Below are 20741 nucleotides of genomic sequence, written 5' to 3'. Positions count from 1 at the left end.
AAACGGATATTATTCCGTCAATACCATTGACCAACTTTTCGATTTTGAAGATTGAAAATTGAGCTTCCTCTATATTCGATTCCATCATGCATGTGCTTCATCACCACTCCGCATCCCTGCACTTTGCATCGCTTAGTTCCAGGGATTCGTATAGCCAAACCCAATTGCATCGAATAAACAGACTGGTTGATTTCCTGAAATTCGGAAAAATCAGAAGAAGCATAAGTAAAGGATCGAAACTCTCCTCCCCCTTTTATAAATAGCTTGGTATATTCAGAAAAATCTCGCTCTACCCTCAATCCTACTCCGAAATAGGGATCTTCGGACACCGCCAATCTAGGTTCGTAGGGTTGATTGGGCAGGTCTAGAGCAGGATCATAGGCATTTTTTAATTTAAGTTGGCCAAATTCCCCCTCCAAAATAAACCGCCAAGGATAAATCTGACGGGCTCTTTGCCTCAACTCAGACTGCATGTACAAATTGTTTGAGCTGTATTTTCTATATCTCATTTTCAAAAAGCCTTGTCTTCTTTTGGCATCGTAGAGTACTAAACCGACTGTGCCATAGGTTTTGGAAATCTGATACGTAGCTCCTTCAAAAGGAAACTCAAAGTCTCCACCCCTCATAGGAGATAAATTACCCCACTCCATCCCATATCCTCCACCGATGGTAAGGAGGTTAAAAAGATTAATTCTCACCCCTCCATTTACCAATGGGAAAATCCAATCATTGGAACTCATTTCCAAAGGGCTTTCCGGACTGATGTCCAGTGGATTATCAAAATTTTGAAACTGGGTCAAAGGATAAAGGCTCGGATTTTCTGAGTAAAAGCTCATCCCTGTCTGATGATAAGCCGCTCCTGTAGAAAATTCAAAAGCAAACTGCTCGATCACATTTCTGAAAGCATTGCCTACCCCGGATTCACTTTTGGGATTCTTTGCTTTGGTACTGATTCCAAAAATGTCTTCATCCTGGGCCATGGCAGAACCGCTGATGAATATCAGGAAAACAAGAAAGAAAGGGAGTTTGGATGGGAACATGATTTTCTAATAACGCCGCATTGCATAAACCTATAAAAAAAGAAGTCTCTTTTTTTTTAGAGACTTCTTCAAATTTATTGCCATTCTTGGTAGCTGAAGGGATTAAGAATAACCTTTAGTCTTCATTTCTTCAATCATTTGATCCAGCTTCTCTTTTAATGCTGGGTCTTCTTTGATAGCACCGTTTACTTTATTGTAGATCGATACCCCAAGAACTTCATCATCTTTGATCAATTCTGTCTTGTAGTCAACCACAGATTGCTGAAGGGAATCCTGAAAATCCTTGATGGCTTTATAGGCAGCTCTTTCTTCGTCCGTCAATTCAATTTCAGCTTCCTTGGCAGCATCACCCCAAGCAGCTTTGATTTCATTGTATCTTGCTCCTCCATCGATTACCTCATTATTGATAATCATGTTTTTCAGCTCCTCTGTTTTATCCTCTACATACTGAGATGTCATTACCTCGACTTTAGCAAATTTTGCCAAATCTTCATCTGTTACTTCTTCTGCCTCCTGAGCTACACTAAACAAACTATACCCCATAAAAAGAGCTAAAAACATCCAAATTTTTCTCATAACTATCTTGGTTTAAATTAATACAACTAACAATAAACCAACCTCCGAAAGGAATTACAAGTTCAAATTCCGCTTTTTAAGAATTTTTATGATAAGCGGTTTCTGCCTCAAACTGATTCTTTCAATTGAGAAATGATCTGTATCGGATCTGCAGAATTAAACACAAAACTTCCCGCTACCAATACATCTGCTCCTGCCTGAAAAAGTAAAGGTGCATTGGTCAAATTCACCCCTCCATCTACTTCAATAAGGGTTTTTGAATTTTTAGAAATTATTAGATCCTTTAATCTGGATACTTTTGAATAGGTGTTTTCTATGAATTTTTGACCTCCAAAACCCGGGTTTACCGACATCACACATACCAAATCAACCTCTTCAATAATTTCTGCAAGAAGGGTAACAGAAGTATGAGGATTGATGGCAACTCCTGCTTTGGCTCCCATTTGCTTTATCGCTTGCAAGGTTCTGTGCAAATGAGGACAAGCTTCCAAATGGACTGTCAGGATCTCTGCCCCTGCTTTGCGAAAGGCTTCCAAATAATTTTCCGGACGAACGATCATCAAATGAACGTCCATAGGCTTTTTCGCATGCTTGTGTATGGCTTCAGTGACTGGAATTCCAAATGAAATATTTGGCACAAAAACCCCATCCATGATATCCACATGGATATAGTCCGCCTCTGATTGGTTCAACATCTCCACCTCCTTCTGCAAATTGGCAAAGTCAGATGCAAGAATCGATGGAGCAATAAGAGGTTTCATAGACAAATTGACTGTAAGATTACTTAAAAGAAATTATTGTTTGAGGAGCTTGGTCTGTTTGAATTGAAGACCATCAGACATCTGAACGAGGTATAGTCCGGGCTTCACTCCTGAAAGCTGTACAATAAATGGAGACTTGATATCTGAGCGAATCAGCTTGGATTGAATCAAAACTTTTCCTGTGAGATCAATCAATTCAAATTGACTTTCCAAGCCGTTGCCAAAATAAATCATCAATTCCTCGCCGGACAGTGGATTAGGGAATACCTTCCATAATACCTCTTCTTCAACTTCTGCTGAAAGAACCTCTCCGAAATAGGCCTGATAAAAACTTGGGATTCCATATCCCAGATTATTATCGGGGGTTTCAAAATTGCTGGCACTTTCCAATAGCCTTTGGATCAATTCATCCTTTTTCCATTCTGGTCTTGCTTGCCAAAGCCCGGCAGCCAAAGCGGTCACTTGAGGAGCTGAAAAGGAAGTGCCACTTGCCGCACCCGATGTGCCATTTGCTCTTAAAAGAATGGGGCTTTCTCCGTAAGCCACCAAATCAGGTTTTAACCTTCCATCTCCCGTTGGTCCACGGGAACTAAAGCCTGAAACGGACAGATTCGAGTTAACTGAACCAATTGCCAATATTCCATCAGCATCGGCAGGTGCCACCAAGGAGGAAGTTCCTCTTGAGCCATAGTTACCGACACTATTTACCACCAAAATCCCTCTATCAGCTGCAATAGAAGCCCCTTTGGTAATCGTAGCTGTTTTTCCGTCTAAATCAGCAAGGGTATAATTCATAGAAGGATCATCAAAATCCCAATAGCCTACAGAACTACTGATGATATCTACTCCTAGACTATCGGCATATTCGGCGCCTCTTACCCAATTTATTTCTTCAATTCTATATTCTGTGGCTACTTCTTCAGTGATGACTAAAACAAACTCTGACTCATAAGCCCCAGAAACCAAAACACCCGGCTCATTCGCCCCTATCAGGGAAAGCACATTGGTACCATGAGGATGATCTGTGAAAACCGATGGATTCCAAGGTCGGATAAAATCTTTTTGCCCGACAATCTGTCCATTGGCAATCAGTCCTTGGAAACCATTGGCTTGATTTACCCCGGGGAATCCTGCATCAAATACAGCTATGGTGATCCCTTTTCCCGTAAATCCTTCCTCGTGCATCACATCGATACCGATGACTTCATTTTGAAACTGGTAGGATTGATTTTGCTCTACTTCGGTAATTCGGGCATTTAGCTTTGGCACTTCACAATTGACCGAGCTACTCGCAGTTACCCGCAGATAGTTCTTTAGCCTTCCTGATGGAGGTGGCGTGAACCCTCTGGCTACCAATTCTACTTTTTCGACGAAAGGCAGTTCGTTAATGGATTTAACTTGAGTCTCATCTGCTATGACCACGGAGGCATTGAGCCATTTGCTGCTATAGAGCAGGTAAGAAGCTTTATTTGCAACTTCCTCCTCATATTTTTTTGCCACGGGCAAATCCAAACTATCAGCAGAAATACCTTCTCGCTGTCTTCTTTGAAGTGCTTTGGGGCTCAGATATTCACCGGGGTTGGATAAGGTGAATCCAGATTGAGGCTTGTATTTAAAATACACGGCATAACGATTTTGGGCTTCCGAAAAAGATATAAAAGCCAAAAAAGCCAAGGGCAACAAAATCAGTCTAATTTTTCCCATAATCACTCAATCTCAGGTGAATTTTCTCTCCTCCGTTAATCAATTGCTGACCCAAACAGTCATTTCTAGAGCAATAAGTTACCACTTCTGCATATTTTTCTACCAATCCCACCCCTTTTTGAAATACTTCATAGCGAATGTCTCGGAATGTCACTTCATCATCAGACTCTTCCTGCTTGACACGAACCAAGTCCCCTTCCAAAATCTCTATTTCGAAATCATCCATTCCCTCTGCCTGATAAGCCAGTCCGTTCCAGATTCTTCCTACTTCAGGCGGAAAGTTGAGGGTGACTAGGGTTTGGTTATTGATGGTTCTCAGCAAGGACAAATCCCTAATCAGGAGGGTATACTCCAAGTCTTTGGCCCAAATTACCTGATCTTCAGACCGGCTTCTTTCCACCACAAAAACCAGGTTGCCTTCTGCATTGAAATAGGAAGTCCTGATTCTGTCTCTCAAAAAAAAGAGAAAGTTTTCCGAATCATTTTCTCCAAAATGGATGGTCTGATCAACTTCATAAATCCAAAATCGACCGATTTCCAAAGGCTGAAATTCAAATTGCGGATCAAAAGATGGGGTCTCAACCTCCTCCTCGCATGAGGAAATCAAGCCAGCCAGAGAAATAAAAAAAAACAGATAAATCTTCCGCATAACTAATCAGAGAAGTAAAAATAACAGATTTTGTTTCCTGATTTTTAGAATTCGCAGTTTTACTTCTGAATAGATTTCTTTCTTGGGGAAATATTGTGGAGTAATTTAGCCCTTCAATCCAATTCAAAAATGGCTTTAAAGACTTTTGTAAAAATCAATCAAATCACCAATCTCACCGATGCAAGATATTGTGCAGGTATGACTGTAAACCTACTGGGATTTTGCATTAATCCGGAGAATCCCAACTTTGTCAGCCCTGAGGAATTTGAGGAAATAACAGGCTGGCTCTCCGGAGTAGAATTTGTAGGAGAAATCTCTGGTATCTCAGATGAAGAAATCAGAAATCAACTGGCCAAATATTCGGGATTGACTTGGGTGGAACATGATCGATTGGATGAGCTAATTCCCTTATCGGACCTCGGACTTTCTTTAATCTACAAATGCCATCTGGATGAAATCAATCATCTGGACTTGGAATTGGAAGAAAAATTAGGTTCAAAAGCCCTCTACCTCCACTTGTCGAAGATTGATGCAGCCAAAGAAAAGGAAGAAGAAATCCGCGTTCTCGCTGAAAAGTTTCCGGTGATTTTGGCAGATGGCTTCCATGCGGATGATGTAGTGGAGATTGTAGAAGACATGCCCATTTATGGAATTTCACTGAATGGAGGAACGGAAATCAAAGCGGGATTGAGGGACTTTGATCAAATGGCAGACATCCTCGAAGCCTTGGAAATCGAGGACTAGCATAAAAAACCCGGACTTTTCTGAATCAGTCCGGGTTTTCTTTTTTTAATCCCAAAGATCACTTTGCTTGTATGGGCTGTGAGCCCCCGTGAAAAAGCTGCCATCGATAAAGCGATGGGAAATACCCAAATCCCGCAGCTCCAGCATGTCCTCATCACGAAGCTGAATCTTGGAAGCTTCAAAATTTGAGAATATCCTATCCCTATTTACTGACTTTGGGATGACTGCGATATCTCTATGCATGGACCAGGCAATGAGGATTACTCCAGCATTGACTCCGTATTTTTTGGCAATTTCGGCTACCATGGGATTGGAAAGGAGAACGGGATCATTTTTGTGACGCTCTGCCCGTGAATCCGGTGAACCTAAAGGTGAGTAAGCGGTCAGGAGGATGGAATTTTCCTTACAGAAATTCACAAGAGGTAGCTGGGGAAGAAAAGGGTGCATCTCTACCTGATTCATTTCGGGGGCTTCACCTTTCATGGCAAGAATCTCGCGCAGTTTGGTTTGGTTGAAATTAGAAACTCCGATATGCTTTGCCAGCCCGGAGGCTTTTTGCTCCTGCATGGCTTCCCAGGTTTGAGTTAGCGGCACATCCTGATAAGTATAGAATTCTTCTCGGTGCGTGGCGAAAGTGACCCCATGCTTGAACGAAACAGGCCAGTGTACGAGGTATAAGTCCAGGTAATCCAATCGGAGATTTTCCAAGGACTTTTCCAATGCCGGCTTCACATCCTCATGCCTATGGCAATCATTCCAAAGCTTGGAAGTAACAAAAAGCTCGCTTCTTTTTACCAATCCATCTGACAAGGCATCGGAGATTCCCTGACCGACTTCTTTTTCATTTTGGTAAATAGCCGCACAGTCAATGTGCCTATACCCAGCTTCTATTGCCCAATAGACTGCTTTTCGTACTTCACCCGGTTTGCTTTTCCAAGTGCCTAAGCCGAGTGCAGGTATTTTATCTCCGTTTTTAAAAGAAAGGGTTTTCATCTGTTTTGTTTGATTTATTACTCTGTCGAAAAGACCTATAAAGGTTAATTTATGGATTCAGAAATTAGGTTTATTTACGTTGGTAGGAAAGTAAAGGGTCCAGAATATGGATTTTCATTCGGATTTTTTTTCCAAGTAGCGCTTAAAGCTATTCATCACCCAAAGATGCAATTTCGCCTGCGTATTGATGTAAATAATCCATGGAAGGCGGGGAACAAATTCATGAATGGCAGAAACGATATACCGGCTGTCCAAAACTTCTCTAAACTCCATCCATCCGTAATCAAAACGCTTGACCAGCCAGCCACCCGTGATGTAAAAAAGCTGTCTCTGCTCGTCGCTGCGGTCCGGAATCAGGGTTAATTGTAGCATGGGCTTTTTCCCCCAAAGCAAGTGAAACCCGATCTCACCCTGATTGGACACTTTACCATTGATCAAAAAGCGGAAAAACTTAGGCAGCCACAAATAGTATCTATTGGCGACCCAAAGTGCTGAATTCCGACTCTTGTTTGGGATTCGCTGAATGGAGCGAACGGTATTTTTTACACCTTTCTTTTTATAAAAATCAGGCAATTTGGGAGATGCTTCAGTTGTCAAAGCAATTTTGACAGATTCTTCGTAAGTGAGATAATCGATTTTCTTTTCCTTAAAAGACAACCGATCCGAAATCACCAAGGTGTGTCTCAGACTTTCTACCAAGGGCGAAACCAATTGAGGAGGGCTTTCTCCAAAAAGACCCACCCAAAATTTGCTAAGTCCCAAAGAAAAAACCGGGATAGAAAAAACCAGCCGCTTCTTCCCCATGGATTCGGCAGTTTTCTCCAGCATGCTTCTGTAGGACATGACCTCATCACTTCCGATTTCGATTACTTTGTCATAGACTGAGGGGTTTCCTATACAGGTGTCGATGATATCCAAAGTGTCCCGAAGTGAAATAGGCTGAGTCAGGGATTCCGTCCATTGAGGACACATCAAAACGGGGAGTTTTCTGACCAGGTTTTTGATCATATCAAAACTCGACCCACCCGGACCTACGATGATCGAAGCACGTAAGGCTGTTACTTTGGATTTCCGGGAGCCCAGGGTTTTCTCTACCTCAAGACGGCTTTTCAGGTGTCTTGAGAGTTTTTCTTCCGGTTCATCGGGTATTAAGCCTCCCAAGTAAATAATCTGACTGATGCCGTTCAATTCAGCTGCCCGACTGAAATTATCCGCTAAAAGCAAATCCGTGTCCTCAAAACTCCCCTGATTCAATCGGGTCGAGGCATTCATGGAATGAACCAGATAAATCGCCACATCCACACCCTTCAGAGCTTCTACTGTGGAGGAGATAGAATACAACTCTACCTGCCTCCATTCCACTTCAGGATAGGGATTGGATTTGACCTTTCGGCGGCTGAGCCCGATGATTTTATACTTGGATTTGAAGTTCTCGATAAACCAACTCCCTATGTAGCCACCTGCACCGGCTATAGCTACAGTCAAAGGTGAAGAAGTGGTGGAATCTGGTGTAGACATAAAAAAACTGGAATTGAAAATAAAACTAATTCAATTCCAGTCTGTTCACTTTACCCGACTATTATTTTTGAGCAAATTCTCTGGCCAAAGTAGTCGTGTGATACTTGGTGATCATATTTGGCACCTCCCAGATTGGCATGTTTCCGCTTTGGTAGTAGTCCAAAAACCGCTCGGTGACTTGAGCAAAATGGGCCTCATGACCATTGTGATATACGTCCGGGATTATTACCCGGTATTCTCCTGTTTGGGTCTGCTCCAAATCAATTTTTGGATAGGTACTTTGAAGGGTATTTTTGACCGCCTCTTCCAAGGCCTGCTGATTTTCTCCCAGAAGCTCTACATACAGCTCAGGACGGTAATTTTGCTCTTTTCCCTGTCGGATGACCAAGTTGGCTTTTGTTCCTCGCATCATGCTGTAGTGCGTATCTCCCGCTCCTTCAGGTGCCTGAAAATTCCAGATCACACTGACTTTGGCATGGATTCCCTTCAGGGTATAATTCATCTCTCCATTGGAATAGACCTCCAAGGCTCCATTTTTTACGTCTTTTTGGAGAAAATCAAGGAACTCGCTCTTTCCGGTTACTTGATTAAACTGTTCCAAACTCAAAACAGTGGCCCATCTTCTGGCTGAAAGCATGGACACATCAGTTGTATCCAATATTTGATCCGGGAAAGCTTCCCATTGAATCAGATCCACCAAATGGGTGGTCACATCTACAATCCCCTCTCCCTCGATTTCCACATCAAAGAACCAGTCAGGTCTCACCAAAGGAACACCAGAAACATATTTGAAAAAGTGATGCACCGACTCCTTGGTAATGGCAGGATTATCCGGGCTTCCTTTTTCCAATTCTCCAAAAACTTCAGGGATTTGAGAAAGCTCCTTTTGGAGCAGGGTTGTGATCTCAAACCGCTCAGTCATGATATCGTAGACCAGCAAATTCTTTTCTTTCGCTATCGCAAAAGCCTGTTTCAACTTTTCAAACCCGTCCCGATTGATGACCAAAGGTTTGTCCGCATAAACATGAATCCCATTTTGGACCGCTTCAAGGATGTAGTCTATCTTTTTATCATTCTTTCCTGCGACCATCATTACATTTCCCGGCTTTTGGGAAATCATCTTTTTGAGGTAATCCTCTCCGGAATAGATTTCCAGGTTCCAAGCGGTGGGATTTTCGGCTCGGGTATTGTAAGATTCCAATCGACTCAGATGATCTTTCAATTCATTTCCGGCAGGAGCAAAAATGTAAACCGTGGAATCCACTTGGGGATACATGGTCTTATGGATCAATCCGGCATGAAAATGACCGGGATCCAAAGTCATGATGGTTACATTTTGGGAAGTGGATTCACTCATGTTGCTTTCAGATTCATTCGGGCTACAAGCAGCGAACAAAAGGGCCATAAAGGCCCCTAAAGTATAGTTTTTAAGATTCATTTCCATTTTTCTGTGAGTTGGGAAAACCTCCTCATTTCATGCTTTTAGTGTGTTGAACGAAGGTTTGATGACTTATTTCTTCAGCTTTGTAAATTCAAACTTCAGACTTTCACATAATCCGTACCCCATGGTCTTCGCTGTGGTCTGCTGAGATGTGAGTTGGCCTCCGGATCATTGATAAATTCCTCTTTCACTGGATCCCAAGCTAATTTTCTTCCCATTTTCATCGCGATATGGCTAATCAAACATACTGAACAAGCCCGATGTCCAATCTCTACAGGAGAAAGCAATTCGGTTTTTCCCTGAATAGCATCCAGCCAGTTGCCGTGATGCTCATCACTTCGGGTAAGGCGAATTTCATTTTCCCCAATCTGAGAAGTGAGAATTTTAGGATCAGAAGCATCCAGTGCTTTGGCATTGTTGTTTTGGGCCACGGGATCAGAAGAGGAAGCCTGATAATTACCTCGGGAAACCCAAATCCATCCTTCTGTACCTTCATATCGGATACCATTGGGATAGCCTCCCGAAGTCAGCATCACGATGCCATTATCGTATTCAGCCTTGACCATAAAGTCTCCATGCACATTCCAAAAACCAGCTCTGGGAAATTCCGCTACGGCTTCAATGTATCTCGGCCCAGTCAGTTCGGTATCCATTCCCCATGCAGCTGAGTCAAAATGATGCTGACCCCAGCCGGTAATCATGCCCGCTCCGTAATTCTCATGCCTCAACCAACCCGGACGGCTGTAATCGTTTTGTGGATGCACCCCAATTTCTGAATAAGGGATTTCTGGAGTAGAGCCGAGCCACATGTCAAAATTCAAGTTAGAGGGAACTGGCATAGGCGGAGCATCCGGGCCGGCAGGATCTCCGGGAAGACCGATCCGAACGGTGTGAAGTTTTCCGATTCGGCCATTTCTAACCAGTTCTGCCGCAATTCTAAACTGCTCGCTGGAACGCTGTTGTGTACCCAGCTGAAGCACTACCCCGGTTTTATTGACTACTTCTACCAATTGCCGACCTTCTTTTATGGTCAGAGAGGTGGGCTTCTGGACATAGATGTGTTTTCCTGCCAAAGCCGCTTCCATGGCAGGCTGAGAATGCCAATGGTCCGGAGTAGAAATGATTACTGCATCGATGTCTTTATTAAGCAGCATTTCCCGGTAATCCCCATACTGCTTCACGTCCATGTACTTTTCGCCCAGCTTTTTGGTGTAGTAATCTTCGACCAACTTTTTCCCATCAGCCATTCGCTTACTGTCCACGTCTGACACGGCCACGATTCGGGCTACATCATGTCTCCATGTGCCTGGCAAATCATGATCCCGGGCGATTCTTCCGCAACCGATCTGCCCGATATTGATTTTGTTGCTTGGGGCATTTTTTCCAAAAACTGAAGCCGGAACGATGGTGGGAAAGCCAAATGCAGCTCCTACCAAAGCGGTTTTTTTCATAAAATCTCTTCTTTCCATATCGATAGTAATTTATTGCTTGGTTTTATTTTACAAATGTCCTCCAATAGGCTTCGGCTTCTTCGGCAGTAAGATCTCCGTCAAATACAATCATTCGGTATTTCAGGGAGTAGCGCTTTTCTGGTTGGAGTTCCCAGGATTCGTGTCGAATGGGACAAAACTCAATGAATACATTTCCCTTTCCATTGTATTGACCGACAGGCCAAACCCGCAAAGGTTCGGGATGGGCTTTGTTGGTATTGTGACTGAGAAAAAGAATCCCGCTTTGGCCTTCAGAAGAATCAGTTTTTCCTTTGACCATGATCCACTTGGCTTCCGTTCCATCAGCAGTTTTGCGGTCGTGGCCCTCTGAAGTCAAAATGGTACTGTTGTCATCTCCCCAAACTTCGGTGGCCCGGAAACCAATTCCTCCTCCATACCGATAATCATCCAAAAGGATTCCACCGGGGATTTTGGTGAAAATGGTGGTCGTATAATCGACCATATATCGGCCTTTGTCAGCCGGTTTCAATTTGATTCTCAAATCCTCCTCGATAGCCAATCTTTCAGACTCGGGAGCCTTCAGATCGATATGATTTTGCCGCACATTCAACTCTGCAGCCCCACCGGCTACTTTTTTGGAAAGGATATGAGAAAAGTCTACCCTACCCTTTTCATCCCCCAAATTCCAAAAATCCACCTCTCTCCCACGGATCGTAGCCCGTGTCCATGGACCCCAAATGCCATAGTGGTGGTAGTGATCTTTTGGCTGCACGCGACTGAGTACCTGACCGCTGGGCGAGCTGATGGGATGAATAAACCCCGACTTGCTAAAGGCCTCTTTTACTCCCTGAGGCACAGGCTCCTTGACTGTCTGATAGGTCAGGACTTTCTTTCCACCGAAGTAAAAGTCCACCCCTTTTTCAGACTCTTTTAGCTCGACTTCCTGCGCAAACGATCCCGTAGAAAAAAGGGCAAAAAAGAACGCAGAGGTCAAAATTCTTTTGAAAGACATAGAAATTTCAGGTTATTGGGCTTGTGATTTTGAAGTTATTAAAATCTCCTAAAAAGCATCCAACCACTAATCCAATAAACCCATGATCAGAGCCATTATCTACGGAATCGTTTTCTTTTTTTCGCTCCAGTTTTCCTTTGCACAGAGCCTTCCCGAAGTCACTTTGGACGAGGATTGGAAGCAGAAAATCAGTGATTTGGCTCCTGAAAAACCCAGCTTTCCTGGTACCAAAAAGAAGAAGGTTTTGGTCTTTTCATTGCATACCGGGTTCAATCACTGGGTAAGACCTCATACCGAAGAGGTAGTTAAAATTCTCGGGGAAAGGAGTGGTGCTTTCGAGGTAATCGGCAGCAGAGATATCGAATACATGGAATTGAAAAATCTTAAAAAGTTTGATGTACTCGTTTTGAACAATACCAATTCAAAGCCTGATAAGCGCAATCTTTTTTGGGATGAGTTGAAAATACAATCTTATGGTGATTCCGCTGCCACCATGAAAAAAGCGCTGGAACTGGAGGAAAATATCCGAAAGTACGTAGCTGGAGGCGGAGGATTGCTGGTTCTCCATGGGGGAAACACCATCCTCAACAACTCCATGGAATTCAGTAGACTTTTGGGAGGAAGCTTTGACTATCATCCCCCACAGCAAGCTTTTCAGGTTCGGTTGGAAAACCCCAATCATCCCTTGGTTCAAGCTTTTTCCCCTGAGGGATTCAACCATGTAGACGAACCCTATTTCTACAAAAACGCCTACGAAGAAGGTGACTTCACACCCTTGCTTTATTTCAACAATTCGGAAATCAAAAATCAGCGCAAAGGATCTGAGAAAACAGAAGGAAAAACTTACGTAGCTTGGATTAGACCTGAGGGAAAAGGAAAAGTCATGTACGCCTCCCCTTCTCACAATGCTCAAAGTTATGATAACCCTCAGCTACTCCAGTTTATTCTGGATGGAATGCAATACGTGGCAGGTGATGTGAAGTGTGATGAAACTCCTGTTGGGAAAATCAATCCTTAATGAGTTGGAGTGTAAGAATGAATTACCGCTTCTGCAGCAATTCTGCCTGAAGTCATTCCCGCATTGATAGAGGCATTGAGCAGATAGTCACCTGCCAAATAGACTTGATCGGTGATTTTGCACTCAGTAAAAGGAATCGAATATTTCAAGTCATCCACATGGGGCAAGGCATAGGAAATCGGGAAAGCTTTGACAAATTTGAAATACTCGCCCTTGATGCCGGAGATTTCTTCCAATTCATCCTGAACAGCCTTGATCAGCTCTTTCTCACCCAATTTGTTTTCCAAAACAGTGACGGAAAGCAGGGAGCGTCCATTTTCGGAATAAGCTTTAGACACATCATCTAGAAAGACAATATTATTTACCAATCGATCACCGGTCAGCAATCCGATCATCGGTCTGGCCAAGAATGATTTCTGCAGAGAAAAATACAGATTGATGACCTTTCTAGGTGCAGCAAATTGTCCCTGAAGCTGCTTCATCACCCGATCAGGCTGTACAGCGATGATAATTCTGTCTGCTTCGAGTTTGTCCCCATTTTCCATTTCAATGAGGTTTCCCTGAATTTCTTTTACCGGAGAGTTGAAGTAAACCTGGGTTTTGCTCAACTGTCTTCGGATCATTTTGGGGATTTCTCCCATTCCTTTCTCCGGAATCGCTGCATGGCCAAGAGCAAACATTTTGAAGACAAACTCAAACATTCGCGAAGAGGTATTCAGGTGCTTTTCGAGGAAGATTCCTCTGAAGAAAGGCTTGAAAAAGTTGTCAATAATCAGATCGGAAAACCCGAAGTTTTTCAGGTATTGATGGGTAGGAACTGAAGGAGCATTAAAAATATCCTCATTGGATTTCTTTTTTAGCTCTTGGGTGAGGGTAAACATTTTCACTTTATCCAGAAAAGTCCCCACTTTGGAAAAAGCCATGCTGACCACCTTCAATGGATTCCGCATGGGGTCCGTGATTATGAAGGAGTCTTTCCCGTCAAAAATCACCGCTCCCGGATCAAAAGTCTTCAGATTCAATGCCTGGAAATCGAGATATCGTTTCGCCTCAGGATAGGCCGTATTCAACACTTGGAAACCATGATCCATCAAAAACCCATCCTGTGCATCTGTTTTCATCCTACCTCCCACTTCAGCAGTAGATTCCAGAATGATAGGACTAAACCCGGCTTTTTCCAACTCCAATGCTGCAATAAGCCCTGCAATTCCTGCACCTACGATGTAAATTTTCTGATCTTCCATGTGTTAAGTTTCTTGAGGCGAAAATATAAAACCTTCCTTTCTATTGAAAAACAATTAGGATTTGCTCTTTTAACTTCTCAGCATGCAAAGGGTTTAAATCCATGAAAAATCCAAGAAATTGATCAATGGTTCTGAATTCAAAAAGGATATCCTTAACATCGCAATCTAGACCACCAAGCATGAAAAAACTGATCCTCACCCTATCCTTGATTGGATTAATCTCCCCGGTCTTTTCTCAAGTTTACTTTCCAGAGAAAAACCAATGGGAAACCAAATCCCCAGAAGAATTGGGGCTAAATGCCGCTAAAATCAAAGAAGCCATTGCATTTGCAGAAGCTCATGAAAGCACTGCAAATCCCAACTTGAAAATAGCCCATTACGAAAGTGCGTTCGGAAGAGAGCCCTTTGGCTACCCTGTCGGACCGATGAAAACCCGAGGTCCTGCCACAGGATTGATCATTTACAAAGGCTATGTAGTGGGACAATGGGGCGAACCGGAGCGAGTGGATTTGACCTTTAGCGTGGCTAAAAGCTTCCTTTCTACCACGGCGGGCTTGGCAGTAGAAGAAGGCTTGATCCAAAGCGAAATGGATTTGGTCTACCCTTACATGGCTCCCATTTATCCTTTTGACCCAGTAAAAGCAATGATGAATAAAGCCGACCATTTGGAGGAGGATGATGTTTTTGAACTTTTTGGCACTGAGCATAATCGCAAAATCCGTTGGGATGATCTACTGAGACAGACTTCCGATTGGGAAGGCAGTCTTTGGGGCAAACCGGATTGGGCAGATCGCCCTTCTGAGGGAGTTGCCCAAAAAAGAGCCCGTGCTCAAAATGAACCAGGAAGCCAATATGAATACAATGACACCCGGGTAAATGTCCTTGCGTTGGCTTTATTGAATGTTTGGAGAAAACCTCTTCCTGCTGTGCTGAAAGAGAAAATCATGGATCCTATCGGAGCAAGTGATACCTGGAGATGGACCGGATACGAAAACTCCTTTGTCATCCTGGATGGGCAGATCATTCAATCCGTCAGTGGGGGTTCCCACTGGGGAGGCGGAATGATGCTCTCTGCCTGGGATCAAGCCAGATTTGGGTATTTGACTTTAAGAAATGGAAACTGGAATGGAAAACAGCTGATCTCTACTTCATGGTTAGAAAAATCACGTACCCCTACTCCAGCTCAGCCCGACTACGGATTTATGAATTATTTCCTGAATTATGATCAGAAGCAGGTTCCTGCCGCACCTAAATCTGCCTTCCTTCACATCGGGGCTGGCACCAATATGATCTATGTGGACCAGGAAAATGACTTGGTCGTCGTGGCAAGATGGATTCCAAACGGAGACAAAGCAGAACTGGTCCGGTTGATTTTGGAGAGTTTGAAAAAATGAGTTGAGTCTGATGACGGATGACCAATTTCCGATGTATTAGAAGCGGAAAGAAAGGAAGTGGATGATCGGGAACCTTCCGTAAGAGAATGGAGTGATTTGGGGCAAGAAAGAGAATCCTTGCCCTCCTTCAATCCTTTGAATTCAAAAAACTGAGATAAAAAGAAGAGTTTTTGCAAAATTTTATTCTGAAATAGGCCAAAGAGTATTTATGGGAAAAGGGCTGTTTAGAACAAACTCTCCAAATAATTATCGCTTTTTCTTCCATATTTTTAAAGAATCTTCTAAAAACTTTAGAATCTGACTTGGTTTCCAAAAAATCTTTGTCTACTTTTGCATCGTCAATTTTGACAGAGCATTTTTCTGAGCCGTGAATCCTTACTGTCGCTTGTCTGGGATTTAGGAAACATGGCAAGAAAAGTAAGGACAACATTCATGGAAAACACAATCAAATTCTCAGACCTGGGGATTTCAGAAGAAATCTTGCGGGCAGTGGAAGAAATGGGTTATACCCAACCTTCCCCCATTCAATCACAAGCTATTCCGTTCGTTTTGGAAGGTCGCGATGTCATCGGACAAGCGCAGACCGGAACAGGAAAAACTGCGGCTTTTGCAATTCCAATCATCGACTTGGTCGATCCGGATTTCAACAAGCCTCAGGCCATTATCCTTTGCCCTACCCGCGAACTTGCGGTACAGGTAGAAGGAGAAATCCAAAAGCTAGCTAAGTACCACAAGAAAATTTCATCTGTGGCCATCTACGGAGGTGAATCTATCGACAAGCAGATTCGCACTTTGAAGAAAGGCGTTCAGATCGTGGTAGGTACTCCGGGCCGAGTTCAGGATCATATCAACCGAGGAACTTTGAGACTGGAAGATGCCGGAATCATCGTTTTGGATGAGGCTGATGAAATGCTGGATATGGGCTTCAGAGACGACATCGAAGCTATCCTTCAGGAGATGCCGGAGGAAAGACAAACCGTCTTCTTCTCAGCCACTATGGCCAAGCCAATCATGGACTTGACCAGAAAATATCAGACCGAGCCTGAAATCATCAAAGTCGCTAAAAACGAGTTGACCGTCTCCAAAATCGAGCAGGTTTACTACGAAGTGAAGCCTTCCTTGAAGATGGAATTGATGGCTCGATTGATGAACATCAACAATTACGCACTCAGCGTGGTCTTCTGTAACACCAAGAGAATGACTGATGAGGTCACTGAAGCTTTGGGAAGCAGAGGAATCGTAGCCGAAGCACTTCATGGAGATCTTTCTCAGGCTCAGCGTGACAAGGTAATGAGCAAGTTCAGAAAAGGACTTTGCACTGTATTGGTCGCAACAGACGTAGCTGCAAGAGGAATCGATGTAGACAACGTGGAAGCGGTATTCAACTTTGACATTCCACTAGACGAAGAATACTACGTACACCGAATCGGTAGAACCGGTCGTGCCGGCAAATCCGGAACTGCAATCACATTTATCACGGGTCGTCGTGAGTTCATGAAGCTTAGAGATTTGGAGCGCTATACTAAGGCTACGATCACTAAGATGACTCCTCCTTCTGTTTCTGAATTGGTAGAATTGAAGAAAGCCCAATTGGTGAAGGATGTGTACAGAGTACTGAGCAAGGAAGAAGACAATCAAATCTTCGAATCCACTTTGGGTCAGATGTTGGCAGAAGGACTTACTCCTGAGCAAGTTTCTCTAGGCCTAATGAAGATGGTCATGGGAGATGCCGTGAAGGAATTGAAAGACCAAGATTTCGGAATCGAGACTTCCTACGGAGACAGAAGAAGAGACGATCGTCGCGAAGGTGGCAGAGAAGGTCGATTCAGTGATCGTAGAGAAGGCGGCAGAGACCGATTTGGTCGAGGAGATCGATTTGAAAGAGGCCCTAGAAGCGGTGGAGACCGATTTGAAAGAGGAAGCCGATTCAGTGATAGAAAAGAAGGCGGAAGATTTGGCGGAGGAGCAGAAAGAACCCGGGATGCAAACATGGCCCGATTGTTTTTGAACTTAGGTAAAAAAGACAGAATCCGTCCAAACGATATCGTAGGTGCGATTGCCGGTGAAACTGGAGTGCCAGGAAAAAGCATTGGCGGCATCGACATATTTGACAATTTCTCTTTTGTGGATGTACCTCAGAAAGATGCGGATCACGTAATCCGAGTCATGAAGAACAACACCATCAAAGGGAAAACAGTAAACATGGAAATCTCAAAAGGTTAATAAGGTTATAGGTTAATTTGGTTTAAAGCACATTCTCTGAGAGAATGTGCTTTTTTTGTATCCAGAAAGTAAACGTCCATGCAGCTCTTTTTCCAGGAAACAATAACGGAACCCATCACCTACCTCAACGAAGAGGAATCCAAGCACCTAATCAGAGTGCTGCGAAAACAAAAAGGGGATCAGTTGAATCTCACGGATGGCAAGGGGAATCTTTACCAAGGGATTATTTTGGAATCCCATCCCAAAAAGGCAAGCATTCAAATCACCGGAAAAACTGAAGCTGAAAAGGACGATTTTCTGATTCACTTGGCCATAGCCCCTACCAAAAGTCCTGACCGTATGGAATGGATGGTGGAGAAAATCACCGAAATCGGCTTTCATGAATTGACATTGCTCGAATGCAAAAACTCGGAAAGAACCCACCTCAAAACCGATCGACTGGAAAAGAAAATCATCTCGGCCTGTAAACAAAGTCTGAAGCTTCGTATTCCTGAGCTGCACCCCACGATCAAATTATCTTCTTTTCTATCTTCTCCTGAATTGGAGAGGTATCATAAATTCATCGCGTACGTGGACGAAAACCACAGCAATCACCTGCTAGACTTGGCCAAGCCGGGTGAAAAATATTTGATTTTGATCGGTCCGGAGGGAGATTTTGATCCCATTGAGATTAAGGAAGCCCTTTCGTTTGGGTTTAAGCCAGTCTCTTTGGGCAAAAGCCGGCTTAGAACCGAAACAGCAGGATTGGCAGCAGTCCAAATGCTCCAAGTACTAAATCGCTAAAAGCGAACGTTTTTTCCCTTGAGCACTTGAAGTCAAACTTGAAGTTAACAGGGATTTTCTTACTTTAGAGTATTCAAGAACTTTTGAGATAGTTTAAGTTAAAATTTTCACTGACGTGCCATACAAAGAGCGAGAAATCGAAAAGAAATATTATTCCATAGGAGAAGTGGCGGATCAATTCAAAGTGGCTCCATCCCTTATTCGTTATTGGGAAGGGGAATTTGACATCATTCGGCCCAAGAAAGACAAAAAAGGCAATAGAAGATACACCAAGGATGATATCCAAAAGATCCGCTATGTCTATCATTTGGTCAAAGAAAAAGGGTATACGCTACAAGGTGCGCAGGAAGTCATTGCTTCAGGAAGGGATCAGGGATTTGACAAGGTTGCGGCTGTTCAGAAGCTTCAGGAAATACGAGACTTTTTAATCAATATGAAGCATGAACTCCAATCCAGAAAAGGATCATGAGAATCTGAGATATCACCTAGCCTTGGCTTTGGCACCAAAAATCGGTCCCACCGTCTTCAAGGCCATTTTAGCTTACAGCGGCTCTCCCCAGTCCTTTTTTCAACTTGCCAAGGGAAAAGCTTCCAAAATACCGAGAGTCGGCGAAAAGTTGCTGGACCTACAAAAACAGGCCGAACAGTTGTTGAGAAATGCCGATGAGGTCATTTCTTCCTGCTCCAAAAAGGGATACGATATTCTGATCTCAACTTCCCCTGATTTTCCCCAAAGATTAAAGCCAATAGAAGATAGTCCGGTGATCCTCTTTTCCCAAGGAAAAGGTACCTTGAATTTTGAAAGAAGCATAGGTATAGTCGGCACAAGAAGTGCAACTACCTATGGTAAATCCATCACTCGAAAGATCGTAGAGGATCTCCTTCCCTATCAGCCGGTTATCATTTCTGGTCTGGCCTATGGAATTGACATTGAAGCTCATCGGGCAGCACTGCAAATTGGACTTCCTACTGTTGCAATCATGGGAAGTCCACTCAATCAAATCTATCCTGCAGCGCATAAAAATACAGCCCTCCAACTTCAGGAAACAGGCAATTTGCTCAGTGAATATGCTCCGGGGAGCAAGATGATACCGGGTAATTTTCCTGCCCGAAACCGAATTATTGCCGGCCTTTCCGACGCATTGATTGTTGTCGAGGCAGCCGAAAAAGGTGGAGCCCTTATTACCGCTGAAATTGCGTACAGTTATGATAAGGAAGTTTTTGCTGTACCGGGCAACCTCCAATCTACCTTTTCCGAAGGATGCAATCATCTGATCAAGAAAATGAAAGCAAGCATTTACACCGGACCGGGAGATATTGCTGAGGCTCTTTTTTGGAGTAAGCCGGGGGAGGAAAAAGTCAAAAAGCCGAATTTGGACTTAAGTGAACGGGATGATGAAGAAAAGAAGATATTGACTCATCTTCAGGAAAAAGGAGAATCTGAAATAGACATGATTTCCTATTCCACAGAAATTCCTTTAGGAATTCTGTCTTCGAAGTTACTTTCTCTTGAATTTGAGGGGATCGTGAAATCGCTTCCGGGGAAGAAGTTTAAGCTATTGGTTTGATTTTCCTATAGCACTATCCTTCAAAAATCTCGGACAGATTAAGCCTAAATCCATCGATGCATTTGGATTCAACTTCGTCTCCTGAAGTGTAGAGATGAGAAGGCTGATACTTGCCATTTATTAGGGTATATATCAAAAGAGTCTGCTCAGTCGGCTGAATAATCCAATATTCTTTTACCCCAGATTCCTCATAAACTTCATATTTCAGTTTAAGTTCTTTTCGATTATTTCCCGGTGAAAGTATTTCGACCACCAAATCAGGAGCTCCCATACAACCCGCTTCATCCAGTTTGCTTTCATCACAAATCACACAAAGATCAGGCTGCAATACAGTGTCGATTTCCTTATTTTTTTTGGATTTGACCGGAAGTCTGACATCAAATGGAGCATGGAAAACCTGGCAAGGTTTACTTTTAAGATGCTCGTGGAGCAGATGGGTTAGTCTGACAGAGACCTTTTGATGACTCATACCAGGAGCTGCAGCAGCCCATTTATAGGCTTTGCCCCGGATCAATTCCATCATATCGTCAATTTTCCACCTCAGATAATCTGCATAAGAATAGTGACCATATTCAAGATCAGGCTCGTTGATAGTATGTAGCTTCTCGTCTTCCACACTAAA

Annotated in this window: 19 protein-coding genes; 7 read left to right on the top strand and 12 right to left on the bottom strand. The window is 43.3% G+C overall.

The features are described 5' to 3' along the window. Window positions 1-17 precede the first annotated feature (17 nt). The 5 genes from AAA938_RS05095 to AAA938_RS05075 all read right to left on the bottom strand — a co-directional run bounded on the left by AAA938_RS05095 (window position 18) and on the right by AAA938_RS05075 (window position 4730). A complete protein-coding gene (locus AAA938_RS05095) occupies window positions 18-1040 on the bottom strand; it encodes a hypothetical protein (protein WP_338227562.1) in 1023 nt (340 codons plus the stop codon). 102 nt (window positions 1041-1142) lie between these two features. After that, entirely contained in the window at window positions 1143-1616 is a 474-nt protein-coding gene (locus tag AAA938_RS05090) for a hypothetical protein (protein WP_338227561.1), read from the bottom strand. Window positions 1617-1723: 107 nt separating this feature from the next. Beyond that, the gene (gene rpe / locus AAA938_RS05085; protein WP_338227560.1) at window positions 1724-2377 is read right to left on the bottom strand and encodes a ribulose-phosphate 3-epimerase; all 654 of its coding nucleotides are present in this window, start codon (window positions 2375-2377) and stop codon (window positions 1724-1726) included. A 33-nt stretch (window positions 2378-2410) separates the two neighbouring features. Next, window positions 2411-4081 (bottom strand): S8 family serine peptidase, encoded by a 1671-nt coding sequence (locus tag AAA938_RS05080; RefSeq protein WP_338227559.1) that lies wholly within the window; start codon window positions 4079-4081, stop codon window positions 2411-2413. Beyond that, window positions 4068-4730: a hypothetical protein gene (locus tag AAA938_RS05075; protein ID WP_338227558.1), complete on the bottom strand. Its 663-nt coding sequence runs from the start codon at window positions 4728-4730 to the stop codon at window positions 4068-4070. Before AAA938_RS05075 ends, AAA938_RS05080 begins: the two co-directional genes overlap by 14 nt. A gap of 129 nt (window positions 4731-4859) precedes the next feature. Between AAA938_RS05075 and AAA938_RS05070 the strand changes: the two genes are divergently transcribed. Then, window positions 4860-5474, top strand: coding sequence for a phosphoribosylanthranilate isomerase (locus tag AAA938_RS05070; RefSeq protein WP_338227557.1), 615 nt, complete (start codon window positions 4860-4862; stop codon window positions 5472-5474). Window positions 5475-5519: 45 nt separating this feature from the next. Here the strand turns inward: AAA938_RS05070 and AAA938_RS05065 are convergent, their stop codons facing one another. The 5 genes from AAA938_RS05065 to AAA938_RS05045 all read right to left on the bottom strand — a co-directional run bounded on the left by AAA938_RS05065 (window position 5520) and on the right by AAA938_RS05045 (window position 11889). Beyond that, a complete protein-coding gene (locus AAA938_RS05065; RefSeq protein WP_338227556.1) occupies window positions 5520-6467 on the bottom strand; it encodes an aldo/keto reductase in 948 nt (315 codons plus the stop codon). A 114-nt stretch (window positions 6468-6581) separates the two neighbouring features. Next, the gene (locus AAA938_RS05060; protein ID WP_338227555.1) at window positions 6582-7985 is read right to left on the bottom strand and encodes an NAD-dependent epimerase/dehydratase family protein; all 1404 of its coding nucleotides are present in this window, start codon (window positions 7983-7985) and stop codon (window positions 6582-6584) included. A gap of 61 nt (window positions 7986-8046) precedes the next feature. Continuing rightward, window positions 8047-9423, bottom strand: a complete 1377-nt coding sequence (locus tag AAA938_RS05055; protein WP_420915725.1) for a putative oxidoreductase C-terminal domain-containing protein — start codon at window positions 9421-9423, stop codon at window positions 8047-8049. Between the two features lie 101 nt (window positions 9424-9524). Further along, window positions 9525-10895, bottom strand: a complete 1371-nt coding sequence (locus tag AAA938_RS05050) for a Gfo/Idh/MocA family protein (RefSeq protein WP_338227553.1) — start codon at window positions 10893-10895, stop codon at window positions 9525-9527. Between the two features lie 25 nt (window positions 10896-10920). Further along, window positions 10921-11889, bottom strand: coding sequence for a DUF6807 domain-containing protein (locus AAA938_RS05045; RefSeq protein ID WP_338227552.1), 969 nt, complete (start codon window positions 11887-11889; stop codon window positions 10921-10923). Between the two features lie 82 nt (window positions 11890-11971). On the opposite strand from AAA938_RS05045, the gene AAA938_RS05040 reads away from it, so the two are divergent. Next, a complete protein-coding gene (locus AAA938_RS05040; protein WP_338227551.1) occupies window positions 11972-12907 on the top strand; it encodes a ThuA domain-containing protein in 936 nt (311 codons plus the stop codon). On the opposite strand, the gene AAA938_RS05035 is transcribed toward AAA938_RS05040, so the two are convergent. After that, window positions 12904-14151: an NAD(P)/FAD-dependent oxidoreductase gene (locus tag AAA938_RS05035; RefSeq protein WP_338227550.1), complete on the bottom strand. Its 1248-nt coding sequence runs from the start codon at window positions 14149-14151 to the stop codon at window positions 12904-12906. The two genes, AAA938_RS05040 and AAA938_RS05035, sit on opposite strands and share 4 nt — an antisense overlap. 179 nt (window positions 14152-14330) lie before the next feature. Here AAA938_RS05035 and AAA938_RS05030 point away from each other — a divergent pair, with 179 nt between their 5' ends. From AAA938_RS05030 to dprA, 5 genes are all read left to right on the top strand, one after another. Further along, window positions 14331-15545 (top strand): serine hydrolase domain-containing protein, encoded by a 1215-nt coding sequence (locus AAA938_RS05030; RefSeq protein WP_338227549.1) that lies wholly within the window; start codon window positions 14331-14333, stop codon window positions 15543-15545. A gap of 432 nt (window positions 15546-15977) precedes the next feature. Then, window positions 15978-17768: a DEAD/DEAH box helicase gene (locus AAA938_RS05025; RefSeq protein WP_338227548.1), complete on the top strand. Its 1791-nt coding sequence runs from the start codon at window positions 15978-15980 to the stop codon at window positions 17766-17768. A gap of 78 nt (window positions 17769-17846) precedes the next feature. Then, entirely contained in the window at window positions 17847-18551 is a 705-nt protein-coding gene (locus AAA938_RS05020; RefSeq protein WP_338227547.1) for a 16S rRNA (uracil(1498)-N(3))-methyltransferase, read from the top strand. Between the two features lie 115 nt (window positions 18552-18666). After that, the gene (locus AAA938_RS05015) at window positions 18667-19020 is read left to right on the top strand and encodes a MerR family transcriptional regulator (RefSeq protein ID WP_338227546.1); all 354 of its coding nucleotides are present in this window, start codon (window positions 18667-18669) and stop codon (window positions 19018-19020) included. Beyond that, window positions 18992-20119, top strand: a complete 1128-nt coding sequence (gene dprA / locus AAA938_RS05010; protein WP_338227545.1) for a DNA-processing protein DprA — start codon at window positions 18992-18994, stop codon at window positions 20117-20119. Before AAA938_RS05015 ends, dprA begins: the two co-directional genes overlap by 29 nt. 13 nt (window positions 20120-20132) lie before the next feature. Here the strand turns inward: dprA and AAA938_RS05005 are convergent, their stop codons facing one another. Further along, entirely contained in the window at window positions 20133-20735 is a 603-nt protein-coding gene (locus AAA938_RS05005; protein ID WP_338227544.1) for a Uma2 family endonuclease, read from the bottom strand. Between the last annotated feature and the right edge of the window lie 6 nt (window positions 20736-20741).

Source organism: Algoriphagus taiwanensis (assembly GCF_036245645.1).
Taxonomy (GTDB): Bacteria; Bacteroidota; Bacteroidia; order Cytophagales; family Cyclobacteriaceae; genus Algoriphagus; species Algoriphagus taiwanensis.
This window is presented reverse-complemented; position numbering and strand designations above follow the sequence as displayed.